This is a genomic window from Novosphingobium sp. BW1 (assembly GCF_008107685.1).
GTDB lineage: Bacteria > Pseudomonadota > Alphaproteobacteria > Sphingomonadales > Sphingomonadaceae > Novosphingobium.
In genome coordinates, this window is the sequence record NZ_VIRF01000041.1 from 163,065 (window position 1) to 178,756 (window position 15,692).

10 protein-coding genes and 1 pseudogene are annotated in these 15,692 nt (G+C 65.5%); 4 read left to right on the top strand and 7 right to left on the bottom strand.

The window, feature by feature from the left end; all coding sequences use genetic code 11:
* Positions 1–15: 15 nt before the first annotated feature.
* The 4 genes from FMM79_RS02410 to malQ all read left to right on the top strand — a co-directional run bounded on the left by FMM79_RS02410 (position 16) and on the right by malQ (position 5,910).
* Positions 16–774, top strand: a complete 759-nt coding sequence (locus FMM79_RS02410; protein ID WP_148625804.1) for a uracil-DNA glycosylase family protein — start codon at positions 16–18, stop codon at positions 772–774.
* A gap of 209 nt (positions 775–983) precedes the next feature.
* A complete protein-coding gene (locus tag FMM79_RS02415; RefSeq protein WP_148626168.1) occupies positions 984–2,810 on the top strand; it encodes a lytic transglycosylase domain-containing protein in 1,827 nt (608 codons plus the stop codon).
* 31 nt (positions 2,811–2,841) lie between these two features.
* Positions 2,842–3,369 (top strand): molybdenum cofactor biosynthesis protein B, encoded by a 528-nt coding sequence (moaB, locus tag FMM79_RS02420; protein ID WP_148625806.1) that lies wholly within the window; start codon positions 2,842–2,844, stop codon positions 3,367–3,369.
* A gap of 471 nt (positions 3,370–3,840) precedes the next feature.
* Positions 3,841–5,910, top strand: coding sequence for a 4-alpha-glucanotransferase (malQ, locus tag FMM79_RS02425; protein WP_148625808.1), 2,070 nt, complete (start codon positions 3,841–3,843; stop codon positions 5,908–5,910).
* 129 nt (positions 5,911–6,039) lie between these two features.
* Here malQ and FMM79_RS21710 read toward each other — a convergent pair whose 3' ends face one another.
* From FMM79_RS21710 to FMM79_RS02455, 7 genes and pseudogenes are all read right to left on the bottom strand, one after another.
* Positions 6,040–6,543, bottom strand: a complete 504-nt coding sequence (locus FMM79_RS21710) for an outer membrane protein transport protein (RefSeq protein WP_240338929.1) — start codon at positions 6,541–6,543, stop codon at positions 6,040–6,042.
* A gap of 79 nt (positions 6,544–6,622) precedes the next feature.
* A pseudogene (locus FMM79_RS21715) lies at positions 6,623–7,315 on the bottom strand (OmpP1/FadL family transporter); the annotation flags it as partial.
* A gap of 186 nt (positions 7,316–7,501) precedes the next feature.
* Positions 7,502–9,136 carry an alpha-D-glucose phosphate-specific phosphoglucomutase gene (locus FMM79_RS02435; RefSeq protein ID WP_148625810.1) on the bottom strand — a complete coding sequence of 545 codons (1,635 nt, stop codon included), beginning with the start codon at positions 9,134–9,136 and terminating at the stop codon, positions 7,502–7,504.
* A 166-nt stretch (positions 9,137–9,302) separates the two neighbouring features.
* On the bottom strand, positions 9,303–9,812 hold the full coding sequence (locus tag FMM79_RS02440; protein ID WP_148625812.1) for a hypothetical protein: 510 nt from the start codon (positions 9,810–9,812) through the stop codon (positions 9,303–9,305).
* A 9-nt stretch (positions 9,813–9,821) separates the two neighbouring features.
* Positions 9,822–10,532 (bottom strand): helix-turn-helix transcriptional regulator, encoded by a 711-nt coding sequence (locus tag FMM79_RS21550; protein ID WP_240338930.1) that lies wholly within the window; start codon positions 10,530–10,532, stop codon positions 9,822–9,824.
* Positions 10,533–11,019: 487 nt separating this feature from the next.
* Positions 11,020–12,837, bottom strand: coding sequence for a translation elongation factor 4 (gene lepA / locus FMM79_RS02450; protein ID WP_148625813.1), 1,818 nt, complete (start codon positions 12,835–12,837; stop codon positions 11,020–11,022).
* Between the two features lie 32 nt (positions 12,838–12,869).
* Positions 12,870–15,494, bottom strand: a complete 2,625-nt coding sequence (locus tag FMM79_RS02455; protein ID WP_240338931.1) for an EAL domain-containing protein — start codon at positions 15,492–15,494, stop codon at positions 12,870–12,872.
* Positions 15,495–15,692: the final 198 nt, after the last annotated feature.

A 15,692-nucleotide genomic window follows, 5' to 3' on the forward strand; every position in this document is an offset into this window, starting at 1 on the left:
TCAATACCCCCCGCAATGGATCACGGGTCAAACCAGCACTTTCTGTCAGATATCACGGGCGCGCTCGACTGGTGGAGACTGGCGGGCGTCGATTGCGATTATGTCGACGATCCGCAGGACTGGCTGGCGCCGCCCGAAGAGGAACTCCCCCCGCCAAGCGAGTGGAGCATCGCGCGCGCCGAGAACGAGGCGAAGGCCGCAATTGCGCCGGAGAACGCCAAGCGCATCGACATCGCGACCCTGCCTGCAACTCTGGAAGGCTTCGCCCCCTGGTGGAAGGCCGAGCCATTGCTGGCCCCCGGCTCGCTCGAAACGCGCATCGCGCCGGTCGGCAAGGCGGGCGCCGAGGTTATGGTGATCGTCGAGGCGCCCGAACGCGAGGACCGCGAAGGACTGCTCACAGGCCCCCATGGCCAGCTACTCGATGCGATCCTCGCCAGTGTCGGAATTTCCCGCGAGGACGCCTACCTCGCCAGCGCCCTGCCCCGCGCGATGCCCGCCCCGGATTGGGCCGAGGCGCGTGCGCTGGGCTTGGGCGATGTGCTGACGCACCATATCGGCCTTGTCGGCCCGAAACGGCTTTTCGTGCTGGGAGGGAACGTTCCAGCGCTTTTGGGCCACGAATCACCGCAACGGGCTGCCGTTTCGCGAAAATTTAACCATCAAGGAACATCGATACCCTTGCTCGCTTCCTGGGGCCTGGACTCGCTGCTGAACCGGCCGCGAACCAAACCGGTCCTGTGGAAGGCGATGCTCGACTGGACCGCCACCTGACAGGCCCTCCGCGCGACACAAAGGGTACTGGCAGGCGATGGGACAGGGCAAGGCGAAACACGCCGCACGAGGCCTCGCAAGGACCCGGCGGCACATATGCGAAACGGCATTTTTTCGGGGTACGCAACGTGAAACGAGTTTGGGGAACAGCACGCAGCCAGACACAGGTCCGCAAGACCGCCAGTGCGCGTGATGCAATCGCAGGCACGATGATCAGGACGCTCGACAAGGCTGCGCTGGGCGCTGCAGGGCTTGCCGCGCTTCTGTGCAGCGTAAGCACCGCCCATGCGAACAGCGCCGCAGTCGACTATTTCCGCAGCCGGGGGACCACCAGCGTCGTGCCCTCGTTGCTCAGCCACGACGACCGGGACTACTACCGCGAGTACTTCGCTGCGGTCGAGGCCAAGGACTGGACCAAGGTGCAGCGCATGCTGGCCCAGCGCCCGGATGGCCCGATGCATCAGGAGGCCCGGGCCGAGTACTACCTCGCCGCCGGTTCGCCGAAGATCGAAGGGCCTGACCTTGCCGCCTGGCTGGCCGAGGGCACGCAGCTTCCCGGCGCCGACCAGATTACCCGCCTCGCCCAGCGTCGCGGCGTCTCCTCCACACCCGCACTCCCAAGCGAACAGAGCTTTGCGCGCCTGCCTACTCTGCCCAAGCGCGTTCGCCCCTCCTCGATCAACGACGGCACCATGCCCGAGGCGATCTCCTCCGCCATCGTCGACCACATCAAGGCCGACGATCCGGCAGGCGCACGCATGCTGCTCGACGGGGTCGACGCCAGTCTCTCGGGCTCGGCCCGCGCGGAATGGCGCCAGAAGGTCGCGTGGAGCTACTACATCTCCAACCAGGACGCGCCAGCCTACGAAATGGCCCAGTTCGCGACGCAAGGCGTGGGCCCCTGGGTCGGCGAGGCGTGGTGGACCGCCGGGCTCGCGGCCTGGCGCATCGGCGACTTCGACGGCGCGGCAGAGGCCTTCGCCAATTGCGCAAAGTCGGCGGAGAACGATGAGCTCAAGAGCGCGGGCTACTACTGGAACGCGCGCGCTCTGACCCGCGCGCGCCGCCCCGAACTGGCCGCCGACGTGTTACGCATGGCCGCCGCGCGCCACGAAACACTCTACGGCATGCTCGCGGTCGAGCAGCTGGGCATGCAGCTTCCCGCCCAGCACGCGCAGGCCGACTTCTCACAATCCGACTGGCAGAAGCTGCGCGGTATTCCCAACGTGCGCACAGCCGTCTCGCTCGCCGAGATCGGCGAGGATGGCCTTGCCGACGAAGTGCTGCGCCACCAGGCGCGCATTGGGGAGGCGTCGCAGTATGCCCCGCTTTCGCGTCTCGCGCGCGATCTCGGCCTCCCTCAGACCCAGCTGTGGATGGCCTACAACGCACCGCGCGGCGGCCGTCCGGACCCGGCTTCACGCTTCCCCACGCCCAAGTGGGCGCCTGCCAACGGCTGGCGCGTCGACCCGGCGCTGGTCTACGCCCACGCGTTGCAGGAATCGATCTTCCACACCAGCATCGTCAGTCCGGCAGGCGCGCGCGGCCTGATGCAAATCATGCCCGCCGCCGCGCGCGATCACGCCGCCTCGCTCGGCGTCTCGGGTTCGGCGAGCGACCTCAACAAGCCCGACATCAACCTTGCCTTCGGCCAGAACCACCTGCTCATGCTTCAAAACGACAGCGGCACGCAGGGGCTGCTGCCCAAGGTCATGGCCGCCTACAACGCAGGGCCCGTGCCGGTCCGCCGCTGGAACACCGAAGTGCGCGACGGCGGCGATCCGCTGCTGTGGATGGAGTCGCTGCCCTACTGGGAAACGCGCGGCTACGTGAATATCGTCATGCGCAACTACTGGATGTACGAGCGCCAGGCGGGCGGCGAATCCGAGAGCCGGATGGCGCTGGCCCAGGGCATGTGGCCCACCTTCCCCGGCCTGTCAGGCTCCAAGGGCGTGCGCATGTCGGCCAACGGCCAGCTCGCCACACCCCAGTCACTGCACACAGGCGCCGTGCGCTTTGCCGACAGCCGCCGCTGACACTCGCTGAAACACCAGGACCCGTACCGCCTTGGCCATCGACACCAACCGCACGTTCAAGCCCATCAACATCGCGCTTCTGACCGTTTCCGACACGCGCGGCCCCGAGGATGACACCTCGGGCGACATCCTCGCCGAGCGGATCAGGGGAGCAGGGCACAAGCTGGTCGCGCGCGCGATCGAGCGCGACGATGCCCAGCGCCTCGTCAGCCGCCTCAACGACTGGATCGACGACCAAGGCATCGACGCCATCGTCTCGACGGGAGGCACCGGCCTTACCGGGCGCGACGTGACCCCCGAGGCGCTCGACAGAGTGAAGGAAAAGGACATCCCCGGCTTTGGCGAGCTGTTCCGCTGGATCAGCTACCAGACCATTGGCACCTCGACCGTGCAGAGCCGAGCCATGGCCGTGCTCAGCCGCGGCACCTACATCTTTGCGCTTCCCGGCTCGAACGGCGCGGTCAAGGACGGCTGGGACGGCATCCTCGCTGAACAGCTCGACGCGCGCAACCGGCCTTGCAATTTCGTGGAATTGATGCCGCGCCTGCGCGAAATCTAAGCAGGCAAAAGGATATCCGCGGGCCATCGCCTTCGGGCTTCCCGTACCGTCTGGCTTACCTTACACGCGCCACCGTGGGTGAAAAGACGGCGTCGCCCTATCTCGGGGCAAGGGGAAATAGCCCCTTGGAAAACCTGTCTTATACCTTTCCAGGGTACGATCCCGCGCACCGCGCCCTCGGGCCAATGCGCGAGAATGTCATGCCCTGCGCATCTCGTGCGCTGCGCTCCGCGGCCCTCCACCTCCTCGCAAATCCAGGAAGCGGGCGACCTATCCCGGCCGAACTCCAAGCTCGTCATGTGGACATGGTTGTGGATATTCTGTTCGTAGCGTGAGGATATCGTGCCGATAGCAGGTGGGTAACCACGCGCCCCGCATGGCCGCCTGCGCCGATCAAGACGATTGCCGAGCCCCCCTGATTGCAAGTACGCTTGGCAGGGCGCCATCTTGCGCCTGTGCCAGGAGACCGCCTTGGAGCCTTCCCCCGATCCGTGCGCCCGTGCTCTTGATCCGGGCGATCCGGCCACTTCGCTCCATGCGCTTGCCAAGGCGCTCGGCCTTTCGCGGCACTGGCGCGATGTCGAGGGACGCGACCAGACCGTATCGGACACCGCGCTCGCCCGCATCGTCACGGCTTTGGGCTACCCTTCCGCCACACCTCAGGCGCTCACCCGCAGCCACGCACGCCTTGCCATCGCAGCGCGCAGTCTGCCCGCGATGCTCGTCACCGAGGTCGGTCGGCCAACCCCGCTTCCTGCCAGCCTCACCCGCGCGCGCGTGACCGCCGAAAACGGCGAGGTGCAGGACGTGACGCTGGAGGCCGGGATCCTGCCAGCCATCAACACCCCCGGCTACCACCAGGTCAGCCTCTACGGCCACCAACTGACGCTGGCCGTCGCGCCGACCCGCAGCCCGACATTGGCCGACGTCCTGCCCAAAGCACGCCAAGGCGAGCGTCTCTGGGGCCCGGCCGTACAGATCCCCGCCCTGCGTTCGGCGTGCAGCGGCCAGCCCTACGGCACGCTCGCCGAACTGGCCGAGACCGTGGACCTCTTTGCCGCACGCGGGGCCGACGCGCTGGCCATCAACCCTATCCACGCCCTCTTTGCAGGGGTTGGCGAGGGGTACAGCCCCTATTCCCCTTCAAGCCGCCTCCACCTCAACACTGCACTCGCCGCGCCCGAACTGGCCGGCCTCCCCACGCTGGATATTCGCGGTTCCAACGAACCTGCATTCATCAACTGGGAAGAGGCGCTGCCCCGTCAGCACGCCGCGCTGCGCGCACTGTTCGACGGGCTCGATCCCGCCACGCGTGCGCGCATTGCCGCCGAGACTGCAGGGGATGAAAGCTTGCAGCGCCAGGCCCTGTTCGACGCGCTCGACGTCCACCACCGCGGCCACGGGCGCGCACGCTGGCAGGACTGGCCCGCCAAGCACCGCGATCCTGATGGCAAGGGCGCCGCGCACTTTGCCAAGGCCCATGCCGAGGACGTCGCCTTCCATGCCTTCACACAGTGGCTGACAGCCAAGGGGCTCGACGCGGTGCAGGCGCGCGCGAAGGCCGCGGGCATGGCGATCGGGCTCGTCGGAGATCTGGCCGTGGGCGTCCACACCGCAGGCGCGGACGCCTGGGCGCTGCAGGGCGCGATGCTAGAGGGGCTCACCATCGGCGCGCCGCCCGATCCGCTCGGCCCACTCGGCCAGAACTGGACGCTCACGGGATTCTCGCCGCAGGGCCTGCAGCGCACCGGCTATGCGCCTTGGATCGCGATGCTACGCGCGGCACTCTCGCGCACTGGCGCGCTGCGCATCGACCACGCCTTCGGCATGGCCCGGCTCTGGGTAATTCCGGACGGCGAAGGCCCGGAGGAAGGTGCCTACCTTTCCTATCCTTTCGAGGACATGCTGCGCCTTGCCGTCCTGGAAGCGCACCGGGCAGGCGCGCTTCTCATCGCCGAAAACCTGGGAACCGCCCCCTTCGGCTTCCTCGGCGCGCTGGAGGAACGCCGCCTCCTCGACATGCGTGTGCTCTGGTTCGAGCGCGCCGCCGACGAGGGCTTCATTGGCGCGGGCGACTACCCGGCCGACAGCGTGGCAATGACCGGTACGCACGACACAGCGACCATCGCAGGCTGGTGGCGCGGGCGCGATCTCGACTGGGCGCAGGACCTGGGCCGCCTGCCCGAAGGCACCACGCGCGAGGACGCCGAACGCAAGCGCGCGTGGGACCGGGGGCTCCTGTGGGCCAGCCTCACCCATGACGCCACGCCGCGCCCAGAGCCCGGCGATCCCGCCCCGGTCCTGAAGGCCGCCCTCATGCACATCGGCAAGAGCCCGGCCGGGCTCGCCATCGCCCCGCTCGAGGATATTCTGGGCGAGAGCGAGCAACCCAACCTGCCCGGCACCGTCACCGAGCACCCTAACTGGCGCCGCCGGCTGGCGCGGCCACTGGGGGAATGGTTGCAGGATGCGCAGATCACCGGAAGGATCTCGGCGCTGGACACCGCGCGCAAGGCGCCGGCCGATCCGCCCTCCGGTTAGAAAAATCAGAAAAGATGATTCGGGCCATCGCCCTCAGGCTCTCAAAACTGGCGACCTCGGGGCTCTCACACCGCCTTGGCTGAGAATGGCAAAGTCGCCGGTCGCGGAGGCAAGGGGCGATGGTCCACCTCAGAGCTTCAGACCCAGCGAAAACCCTACCGAGGTCTCCGCCAGCGACACGTCCGCCTCGCCGCCACCGAAGGGCGCGGGGATCGATCCCTCGCCGTGCACCGTCTGGCGCGGGGCGCGCATGGCGTAGCCGGTGATCTCCGCGCTGCCCGAGAGGGCGAACGTCGCACCCAGCGTGTAGTGGCTGCGCACAACACCCGGCGCAAAGATGTTGAGGAGCGTTTGCGCGCGCGGCACCGGGTTGTCCGAGCGGCCATACCCTGCGCGCAGGGTCAGCCTGTCGGATGCGCTGTAGACGGCGCCCAGCTTCCACACCTCGACATCGCGCCAGCCGAAACCGGGGCCTCCTTCGGACCCGAAAGGGCGCCCCTGAAAGAGTGCGTCGATAGGATTGCCGACCGCGGCGACACCGCCATAGTTGATGCGCTTGTAATCCGCCCGCCGGAACAGGCGTGAGCGCGGCGCCCAGCCCCCAGGCCTCGGGCACCTCGAAGCTCCCGCCATCGGCAAAGAGCCCCGCGTAGCGATCAAGATCGCCGGTCTTGACCTTGGACTGGTAGAACGCGCCGACCTTGAGGAACGGCGTGAGCTGGCCAAGATAGCCCAGCCGCACGCCGACGCCCGCCGACCAGTCGGTCCCCCGGTTGGTGAAGTTCGAAGGAGCCTGCGAATAGCCCGCGAAAGGCTGTGCGCCGGTCATCTCGAAGCCCTGCAACACGATCACCGGCGACACACCGAGCGAATGGCCAGGTACGGCCTCAACCGCCAGCGTCGGCGAAACCTGAATCTGCTGGAGATTGACGCCTGCGGCCCCTTCCGCCCCGAAGCTGGCAAAGGGGTTGGCCTTGTAATGGGTATTCATGCCCCCGTTGCCGTTGATCGCGAGGCCAAGCGCCACACGGTCCGCAAGCGGGCGGACATATCCGATCTCGGGGAGCACGAAGGGATTGCTGCCGTTGCCCGAATAGCGCCCGTCGAGCCCGGCACCATTACCCGTGATCTCTGCCCCGCGATCAGGCACGAAGAGTTCGACGCAGATGTCGAGTCGGTGGCCGAGCGAGGTGGCGGCGGCCGGGTTGGCGGCGATGGCAAGAGCGTCCTGCGGCATCGCGATGCCGACCCCGCCCGCGCCCTTTGCCTTCGCCCCCGAACCATTGAGGAAGTAACCGTCGGTCGCCTGCGCAGGGCTGGCGAAAAGGACGAGAGCGGCGGCGCTGACGGCAAGGGCCGCGCGCGGCGCGCGGGCACCGCCGGCGCGGATCACGAAAGTAGACATGGAAGGTGCGGCGATCCCTGAAAGCGGTAGATGACCGGGATCGAACACGCCCCGGTGTGCAGGGGGCCTGCCCTGATGATTTGCACGCCTTGGGAAAGAAAGATTCCCTAGTTGCCCGCAAACCGCGAGATAGCGTGTCCTGCGGGCAACTAGGACCGGAGCAGGCGTCCTGCCCCGGCCTCCCGATCAGGTAATGACGTCGGGAGCCGTGCGTCCGGTGAAGCGGGAGATCCCCGCGACCACCTCGGCTGCCGCGACCTGGGCCTTCAGCATCTCGCCGGTCTCGGCATCGAGATCGCCCGAGGGGGGCACGTAGTTCTCAAGATAGACGCGCAAGGTGGCTCCTGCCGTCCCGGTTCCGGATAGGCGGAAGACCACGCGGCTGCCGCCCACGAAGAGGATGCGGATGCCCTGATTGGCGCTGACCGAGCCGTCGACCGGATCGGTGTAGGAAAAGCTGTCGGCGTCCTCGACGACGAGATCACCCAATTCCTGCCCGGGCAGCGCCTCCAGTTCGTCCATCAGCGTGGCCATGAGCGCGTCGGCACCGTCCTTCTCGATCCCCTCATAGTCGTGGCGCGCATAGTAGTTGCGTCCGAAGCGGGCCCAGTGGGCCTTGGCCAGATCATCGACCGAGATGTCGCGCACGGCCAGGATGTTGAGCCAGAGCAGGACCGCCCACAGGCCATCCTTCTCGCGCACGTGGTCCGAGCCGGTGCCGGCGCTTTCCTCGCCGCAGATAGTCGCCATCCCGGCATCGAGGAGGTTGCCGAAGAACTTCCAGCCGGTCGGCGTTTCGAAGGCGGGCACGCCCAACGCCTCGGCGACGCGGTCCGCGGCCGCGCTCGTCGGCATCGAGCGAGCAATGCCGGTCAGGCGGCCCTTGTAGGCGGGCGCGCACTCGATGTTGGCGGCCAGCATGGCCAGCGAATCGGACGGGGTGATGAAACGCCCGCGCCCGATGATGAGATTGCGATCGCCATCGCCATCGGACGCCGCGCCCAGATCGGGCGCGCCCTCGCTCATCATCAAGTCGTAAAGTTCCTTGGCGTGGATCAGGTTGGGATCGGGATGATGGCCACCGAAGTCTTCCAGCGGCGTGCCATTGACGACCGTACCCTCGGCAAAGCCCAGGCGCCCTTCCAGGATCTCCTTCGCGTAAGGGCCGGTCACCGCGCTCATCGCGTCGAAGCGCATGGTGAAGCCGGAGGCAACGACTTTGCGGATCGCGGCGAAGTCGAAGAGCTCTTCCATGAGATCGGCGTAATCGGCGACCGGGTCAATGATCTGGACGTTCATGTCGCCCACCTCGACGATGCCCACGGTGTCGAGATCGACATCTGCGGCCTCGATCGTCAGCCAGCGGTCGATCTCCTGCGTGCGGGCATGTATCGCTCCGGTCACGCCTTCGGGTGCGGGGCCGCCGTTGGAAATGTTGTACTTGATGCCGAAATCCTCGTCCGGCCCGCCGGGGTTGTGACTAGCCGAAAGGACAAGGCCGCCGCTCGCCTTGTACTTGCGGATGATGTGGCTCGCCGCCGGGGTCGAGAGGATACCGCCCTGCCCCACCAGCACGCGCGCGTAACCGTTGGCCGCGGCCATGCGGATCGCCTGCTGGATCACGGTGCGGTTATGGAAACGCCCGTCGCCGCCCAGGACCAGCGTTGCCGCCTCGCCCTTGTCGACCACATCGAAGACGGATTGGATGAAATTCTCCGCATAGCCCGGCTGCTGGAAGACCTTCACCTTTTTGCGCAGCCCGGAGGTTCCCGGCTTCTGACCATCAAAAGGCGTGGTGGGCATGGACACGATTTCGGTCAAAACAGTCTCTCCAGACAACGTGAAGGCTTTCACTCTTGGGGAATAAATCGAACGCCCCTGAATGTTCCATCCCGCAGATGGCATTTCTTTTTGCTTTTTCGAAGACTATTTGGAAAATTTACGTGCACCCTACGCATCCCGGCGACGGGATGGCCGCCTTCTGCGGTCAGTTGCGGACCGGATCGCCGCTGTGCCGACGAGCAGCGGCCCTACTCCAGGCGGGGTAATCGCCGTGGTGCCGCTGGCGCAGGACATGGCGCACGAATCCCACCCAGGCAAAAAGCACGCACAGATAGAAGGGCAGTGTCGCCATGACGTCATAGGGCCCTCGGCCCAGATCCTCCTCCCCATAGAGATACCGGTAGGCGTAGGAGAAAACCGAAATCAACTGGGCCGCGGTGAGCCAGAGCGGATAGACCCGATTCGCGTGGAGCGCCACGGCGCCCAGCCCAACGAGAAGCGCCAGATCGATGACGACATGGCCCAGGTCCACCCCGGCCAGGACGATCTCTCCACCCACGAGCGAATGGTAGCCGACGTGGAACACGATCGTGGCGGAGAGCAGGGCGGCCACCAGCTTCTCCGGAACCGCCCCCCAGCGCAGCGTGGCCAGGAACAGAATAAAAATCATTGCCGTCTGCAACTGGACCCGCAGGTCCATGAGTGTCTCGAACATGCCTGCGGCTCAGAACAGCTCGGCCAGCAAATGCAGCACACCCAGGCCCATTACCGAAACGAGCAGCAGGCCGAACGCCATCACGACGATGGCCGCCGTGCGCCCGAGACGCCCATTGCGCCCGTCAAGCAAGTCCGGGACAGGTCCCGGTGTCTGCTCTCCTCCTGCCAGCGCACCCGCGGCCCCGCTGGCGGGACGAGGCCCGCCAAGGCCGACAGGCACACGTTCGGCTTCCACCGATGGCGGCTGCACCCTGATTATCTGAAATCGCCCTGCATCTTGCCCGGAGCCGAGGTCGCCGCCTGGCCAATGCTCGCAATCGCGGCAGGCGGCGTCGTCCAGGCACGCGCCATGCGGCTCGCCTGCAAGCTCGTCCGCCTCTGCGCCCGGCAGCGCATGGTCTTGCTCGGGCATAGTGACCGCCGTCGAACTGCCTTCCTCGGCCTCTTCCGGGTCCTGAAGTTGCTCTTCGTCCTGCGCTTGACGGTATTCCCGGTAAGCGCGCGCCAGTTCCAGGCGAGAAACCGATCCTGCACGGGCGCGGACGGTTTCGATCCGCTGGTTTACCGCACTGATCGAAATCCCCAGTTCGTGGGCGATCTGCTTGCTTGTGAAATTGTCGCCTACAAGCCGAAGAACCTCGTGCTGCTTTTCGGTAACGTTCGCGAACGCATCATCCAGCTGCAAAGCATTCTCACACACCGACACTTTGTATTCCACCCTTAAAATTCCGCCTGCCAAGGCCTGTGAAAGTGCCGCATCGACTTGCCCTCTCGGGACGGGCCGACACAGCTTCCACACACAAGCGCTACGTTCCTAAACGGAACGTGTGTTTCGCAGAACTAACTCTCGATACTCGCTGAAATTTCGGATTGAATTCCCGAAACATCGAGGGAGATATAGCTAGAACCACGATCTCGATGCACAGCAACATGGAACATTTGTTGGTCACTTGTCGAGAACCAAAAGTGCATTTTCGAGCAATGAAATGAAGCCTTTGGCACGACGAGCCGCAAGATCGCGCTAGCAAGCGCCATCTGCGCCGGCTGCTCCGGGCGTTTTCGAGCGGCTCACAAAACAGAAGTACCCGCACTCCCGCCTCCAGTGTCGCGGCCGCGAAAAAGGGCCCGTCCCCAGATAGGAACGGGCCCTCTTCAAGCCTTGGGCGGCAAGACCCTGCGGGTCTGGAAGCCAGAAGAAGGCGGAGTTATTCCTCGCCCATGCGCAGCGCAGCGATGAAGGCTTCCTGCGGGATCGAGACGTTGCCGTACTCGCGCATGCGGGCCTTGCCCTTCTTCTGCTTCTCCAGCAGCTTCTTCTTGCGGCTGATGTCACCGCCATAGCACTTGGCGGTGACATCCTTGCGCATCGCGGCGATGGTCTCGCGCGCGATCACCTTGCCGCCGATCGCGGCCTGGACCGGGATCTTGAAGAGGTGGCGGGGAATGAGCTCCTTCAGGCGTTCGCACATACCGCGCCCGCGCTCCTCGGCGACCGAGCGGTGGACGATGAGCGAGAGCGCATCGACGGGTTCGGCGTTGACAAGAATGTTCATCTTGACAAGATCGCCCTCGCGAAGGCCGATTTGCTCGTAATCGAAGCTGGCATAACCGCGGCTGATCGATTTCAGGCGGTCGTAGAAGTCGAAAACGACTTCGTTGAGCGGCAGCTCGTAGGACACCTGCGCGCGCCCGCCAACGTAGGTCAGGTCGGTCTGGATACCACGGCGATCCTGGCACAGCTTGAGAATCGCGCCTAGGTACTCGTCGGGGGTGTAGATCGTCGCCTTGATCCACGGCTCCTCGATCGTCTCGATCCGGTTGGGATCGGGATAGTCAGCCGGGTTGTGCAGCTCGATGGTCTTGGCATCCTCGTTCTTCGAGTGCGAGAGCTGGATGCGGTAAACCACCGAGGGCGCGGTGGTGATAAGGTCGAGATCGTATTCGCGCGACAGGCGTTCCTGGATGATCTCAAGGTGCAAGAGGCCCAGGAAGCCGCAACGGAAGCCGAAGCCGAGCGCCGCGCTGGTTTCCATCTCGTAGGAAAACGAGGCGTCGTTGAGGCGCAGTTTGCCGATCGAATCGCGCAGCTTCTCGAAGTCGGCCGCATCAACCGGGAACAGGCCGCAGAAGACGACCGGCTGGACTTCCTTGTAGCCCGGTAGCGGCGTGGTCGATCCGTTCTTCACGGTGGTGATGGTGTCACCGACCTTGGCCTGTTCGACTTCCTTGATCTGCGCCGTGATGAAGCCGATCTCGCCCGGGCCCAGTTCGGCCAGGTCGACGCGCTTGGGCGTCATGCAGCCCACGCGGTCGATCAGGTGCTCGGTCCCGCCCTGCATGAACTTGACGCTGAGGCCCTTCTTGATGACTCCATCCATCACGCGCACGAGGATGACGACGCCCAGGTACGGATCGTACCAGGAATCGACCAGCATCGCCTTCAAGGGCGCATCGCGCTCACCCGAGGGCGCCGGAATCTTGGTAACGATGGCTTCCAGCGTCTCTTCGATGCCAATCCCCGACTTGGCGCTGGCGAGCACCGCTTCGGAGGCATCGATGCCGATGATGTCCTCGATCTCGGCCTTGACCTTGTCGGGCTCGGCGGCGGGAAGATCGATCTTGTTGATGACGGGCACGATCTCGTGGTCGTGTTCGATCGACTGGTAGACGTTGGCGAGCGTCTGGGCTTCCACACCCTGCGCCGCGTCCACGACCAGCAGCGCGCCCTCACAGGCCGCGAGGCTGCGGCTGACCTCGTAGGCGAAGTCAACGTGGCCCGGCGTGTCCATGAGGTTAAGCTCATAGGTCTTGCCGTCCTTGGCGGTGTAGTTCAGACGCACGGTCTGCGCCTTGATCGTGATCCCGCGTTCCTTCTCGATGTCCATGTTGTCCAGGACCTGCGCGGACATCTCACGCTCGGTGAGGCCACCGGTGTACTGGATCAGGCGGTCGGCCAGCGTCGACTTGCCATGGTCGATGTGGGCAATGATCGAGAAATTTCGGATCAGGGAAAGGTCTGTCATGGAATCGCCGTTAGCAGCGGTTTGATGCGCTGTCAGCCTGCCTTGCGCAGCGAGCGTGAAGGATTTTCATCCGATCCGCCCTTCGGGGGCGTAAACAGCACCGCGCCATTGGCATCAAGCTCGAGCGGGACCGCGAATTCCACGCCCATGCGGTCCTCCCGGCTCCAGCGTGCATGGGCGTCGAGCACGTAGTCCCGGGCCAGGTGCACGGCGAACGTCGTGCCCACAGGCACGTTCCACAGCCCCTCGATCAGGGCCCCTGTCTGCGAGATGTTGCGGATGGTGCCGTTGTAGGCGTGACCACCATGCTCGAGCATGACCTTGCGCAGCATAGTCTGGCGCGGGGCGCGGCTGGAACGGGGCCCCTGCGCGACCGCCTCGAGTCCGCGGGCAAGGCGGGCATTGGCGTCGATAACGGTCAGGGGCTTTTCATAAATGTAGCCCTGCACGTGGCTGCAGCCCAGCATGCGCACAAGGTCCAGCTCGTCGAGGGTCTCCACCCCTTCCGCGGTCGTCTCCATGCCCAGCGCCTCGGCCAGATTGACGATGGAGGAGATGATTGCACCGTTGCGGCTGCCCTTGATGGTCGCGCCGCGCACGAAGCTCTGGTCGATCTTGATCTTGTCGAAGGGCGCCTTCTTCAGATAGCCGAGCGAGGAATAGCCGGTTCCGAAATCGTCGAGCGCAAGGCGCACGCCCACGCCTTTCAAGGCGCTGAACATCGTCTCGGTCGACTTGTCCTCACCCAGGAACACGCTCTCGGTGATCTCCAGTTCAAGACGTCCCGGCGCGATGCCCGCTTCGGCAATCGCACTCGTCACGATGGCCGGAAGCGCCGGGTTGGCAAACTGCAGCGGCGATACGTTGACCGCCACGCGCACGCTCTCGGGCCAGCGGGCGAGGTCGCGGCAGGCAGTGCGCAGCGCCCATTCGCCGATCGGCGCCACGAGTCCGGTATCCTCGGCGATCGGCACGAACTTGGCCGGAGAGATGTAGCCGTGAACCGGGTGCTTCCAGCGCAGCAACGCCTCGAAGCCGGTGATCGTCTCACTGGTCGTGCGAACCTGGGGCTGGTAGTGCAGCTCCAGCGTGCCGTGGGTGATGGCATCGCGCAGGTCCTCCTCCATCTGCTGACGCTCCTTGGCGTCGGAGTGGAGATCGTCATCGTAGAAGTGGTGGCGCCCACGCCCGCCACCCTTGGCCGCGTAGAGTGCAAGGTCGGCGTTGCGGATGATCTCCTCCGACGTTGTGCCGTTCTGCGGGCACGAGGCGATCCCCACGGAGGCGCCGATGACCACGCGTGCACCGTCGATCGAATAGGGCTGCGAGAGGTTCTCGATGATCCGGCGCGCCAGATTGGCAAGGCCCTCGGTGACGTGGTGACCGGGCAGAATCACCTCGAATTCGTCACCGCCCAGGCGGCCCACGCGGCCATGCTTGCCCACGGTCGCGCGTAACCGATCGGCAACCTGGCGCAACAGCGCATCGCCCGCCGGGTGGCCCATGGTGTCGTTGACCTGCTTGAAGCGGTCGAGGTCGAGCAGAAACACCGTGCAAGCCCGGCTGTCGAGCCGGGGCGCAGCGAGGATCTTCTCGAGCCACTCCGACATCTGGAAGCGGTTGGCCAGCTTGGTCAGCGAATCGAAACGCGCCAGCTGGGTGACATGCTGCTGCGAGCGGCGGGTTTCGGTAAGGTCGGTGCCCGAGCCACGAAAGCCCATGAAATTGTCGAACGGGTCGAGCACGGGGCGCCCCGAGATCGACCACCAGCGCTCATCGCCGGGCGCACCAGCCGTCGCCGCACGGACCGACAGATCCTTGAACGAGGAGCGCGTCGAGAGATGGAAGACAAGCGTGCGCTCGTTCTCGTTCTCATGACCCTGGAGCAGGAACAGCGCCGAAAGCGGACGCCCAACCAGGTCCTCGGGCGTCGTCTTCAGGAGCGCGCAGATATGCGCCGAAACATAGGTGAGCTGGCCGCGTCGGTCGGTCTCCCAGAACCAGCCCTGCCCGGTCTCCTCGTATTCGTTGAGCAGTTCCTCGGCGCGGCGCTGCTCGCGCTCGCGCTCGGACCGGGCCTCGATCTCGGCGCGCACCTGCTCACTGCGCTTCACTGAGAGGTAGAGCCCGATCGCGCTTCCACCCAGCAGAAGCATGAACGAGGGCACCGAGCCTGAAATGGTCCAGGCCCCGCCCCACAACGCAACGGTGGCGACGATGATTGAGGCCAGCCGCCCTTCGAGCAGGACATTGGCCATGAGGATAAGGATGACGAAGCAACTCGCGGTCGTCTCCCAGCCCAGTTCCGGCACCCGCTCGGTCCAGCGCGCGCCGACATGGCCGAACAGCGCCATGGGCACCCCGATTGCGAAGATCAGCAGAAGATAGCGCTTCCAGCCGGTGCGCCCGATGTTCTGCTCCAGCCGGAACAGGCGCGTACCTGCAAGGCAGATCGCAAAGCTGATCACCAGAAGACCGGCAGAGAGCGGTGCCGGGAAGCTGTGCGAAAGGAGCCCCATCGTCATCAGGATCGAGCCCATGCAGATGACGATCAGGATCCAATTGGCCGGAAGAAGATAGAGGAGCGGGTCGCTGGTCGCGGCCACGCCTTCGGCGGCCACCGCGAAATCGCCCGGCTTGCCGCGCGCAACGGCCACCTTCCCCGGGATTCCAGGCGTACGTCGGCATGTACCGGAATCGCTCCGGGCAGCAGTGTCGCCCGAACCTTTCCCAGCGCCTTCAATCGTTTGCCGCCGCGCGTCCGATTGCGCGGCTTGCGCGCGACGCGCAGCGCTCCGGCGACCGGGTCCCTTTCTGCTCATGCGATGGTCTTGCCGCAAAGCAATTGCGAAACG

Bases quoted from the DNA above. Each gene is read 5' to 3' on its own strand.
- FMM79_RS02410 (WP_148625804.1), top strand. From the start codon at position 16: ATGGATCACGGGTCAAACCAGCACTTTCTGTCAGATATCACGGGCGCG.
- FMM79_RS02415 (WP_148626168.1), top strand. From the start codon at position 984: ATGATCAGGACGCTCGACAAGGCTGCGCTGGGCGCTGCAGGGCTTGCC.
- FMM79_RS21710 (WP_240338929.1), bottom strand. From the start codon at position 6,543: ATGGCGGGAGCTTCGAGGTGCCCGAGGCCTGGGGGCTGGGCGCCGCGC.
- FMM79_RS02440 (WP_148625812.1), bottom strand. From the start codon at position 9,812: ATGTTCGAGACACTCATGGACCTGCGGGTCCAGTTGCAGACGGCAATG.
- lepA (WP_148625813.1), bottom strand. From the start codon at position 12,837: ATGACAGACCTTTCCCTGATCCGAAATTTCTCGATCATTGCCCACATC.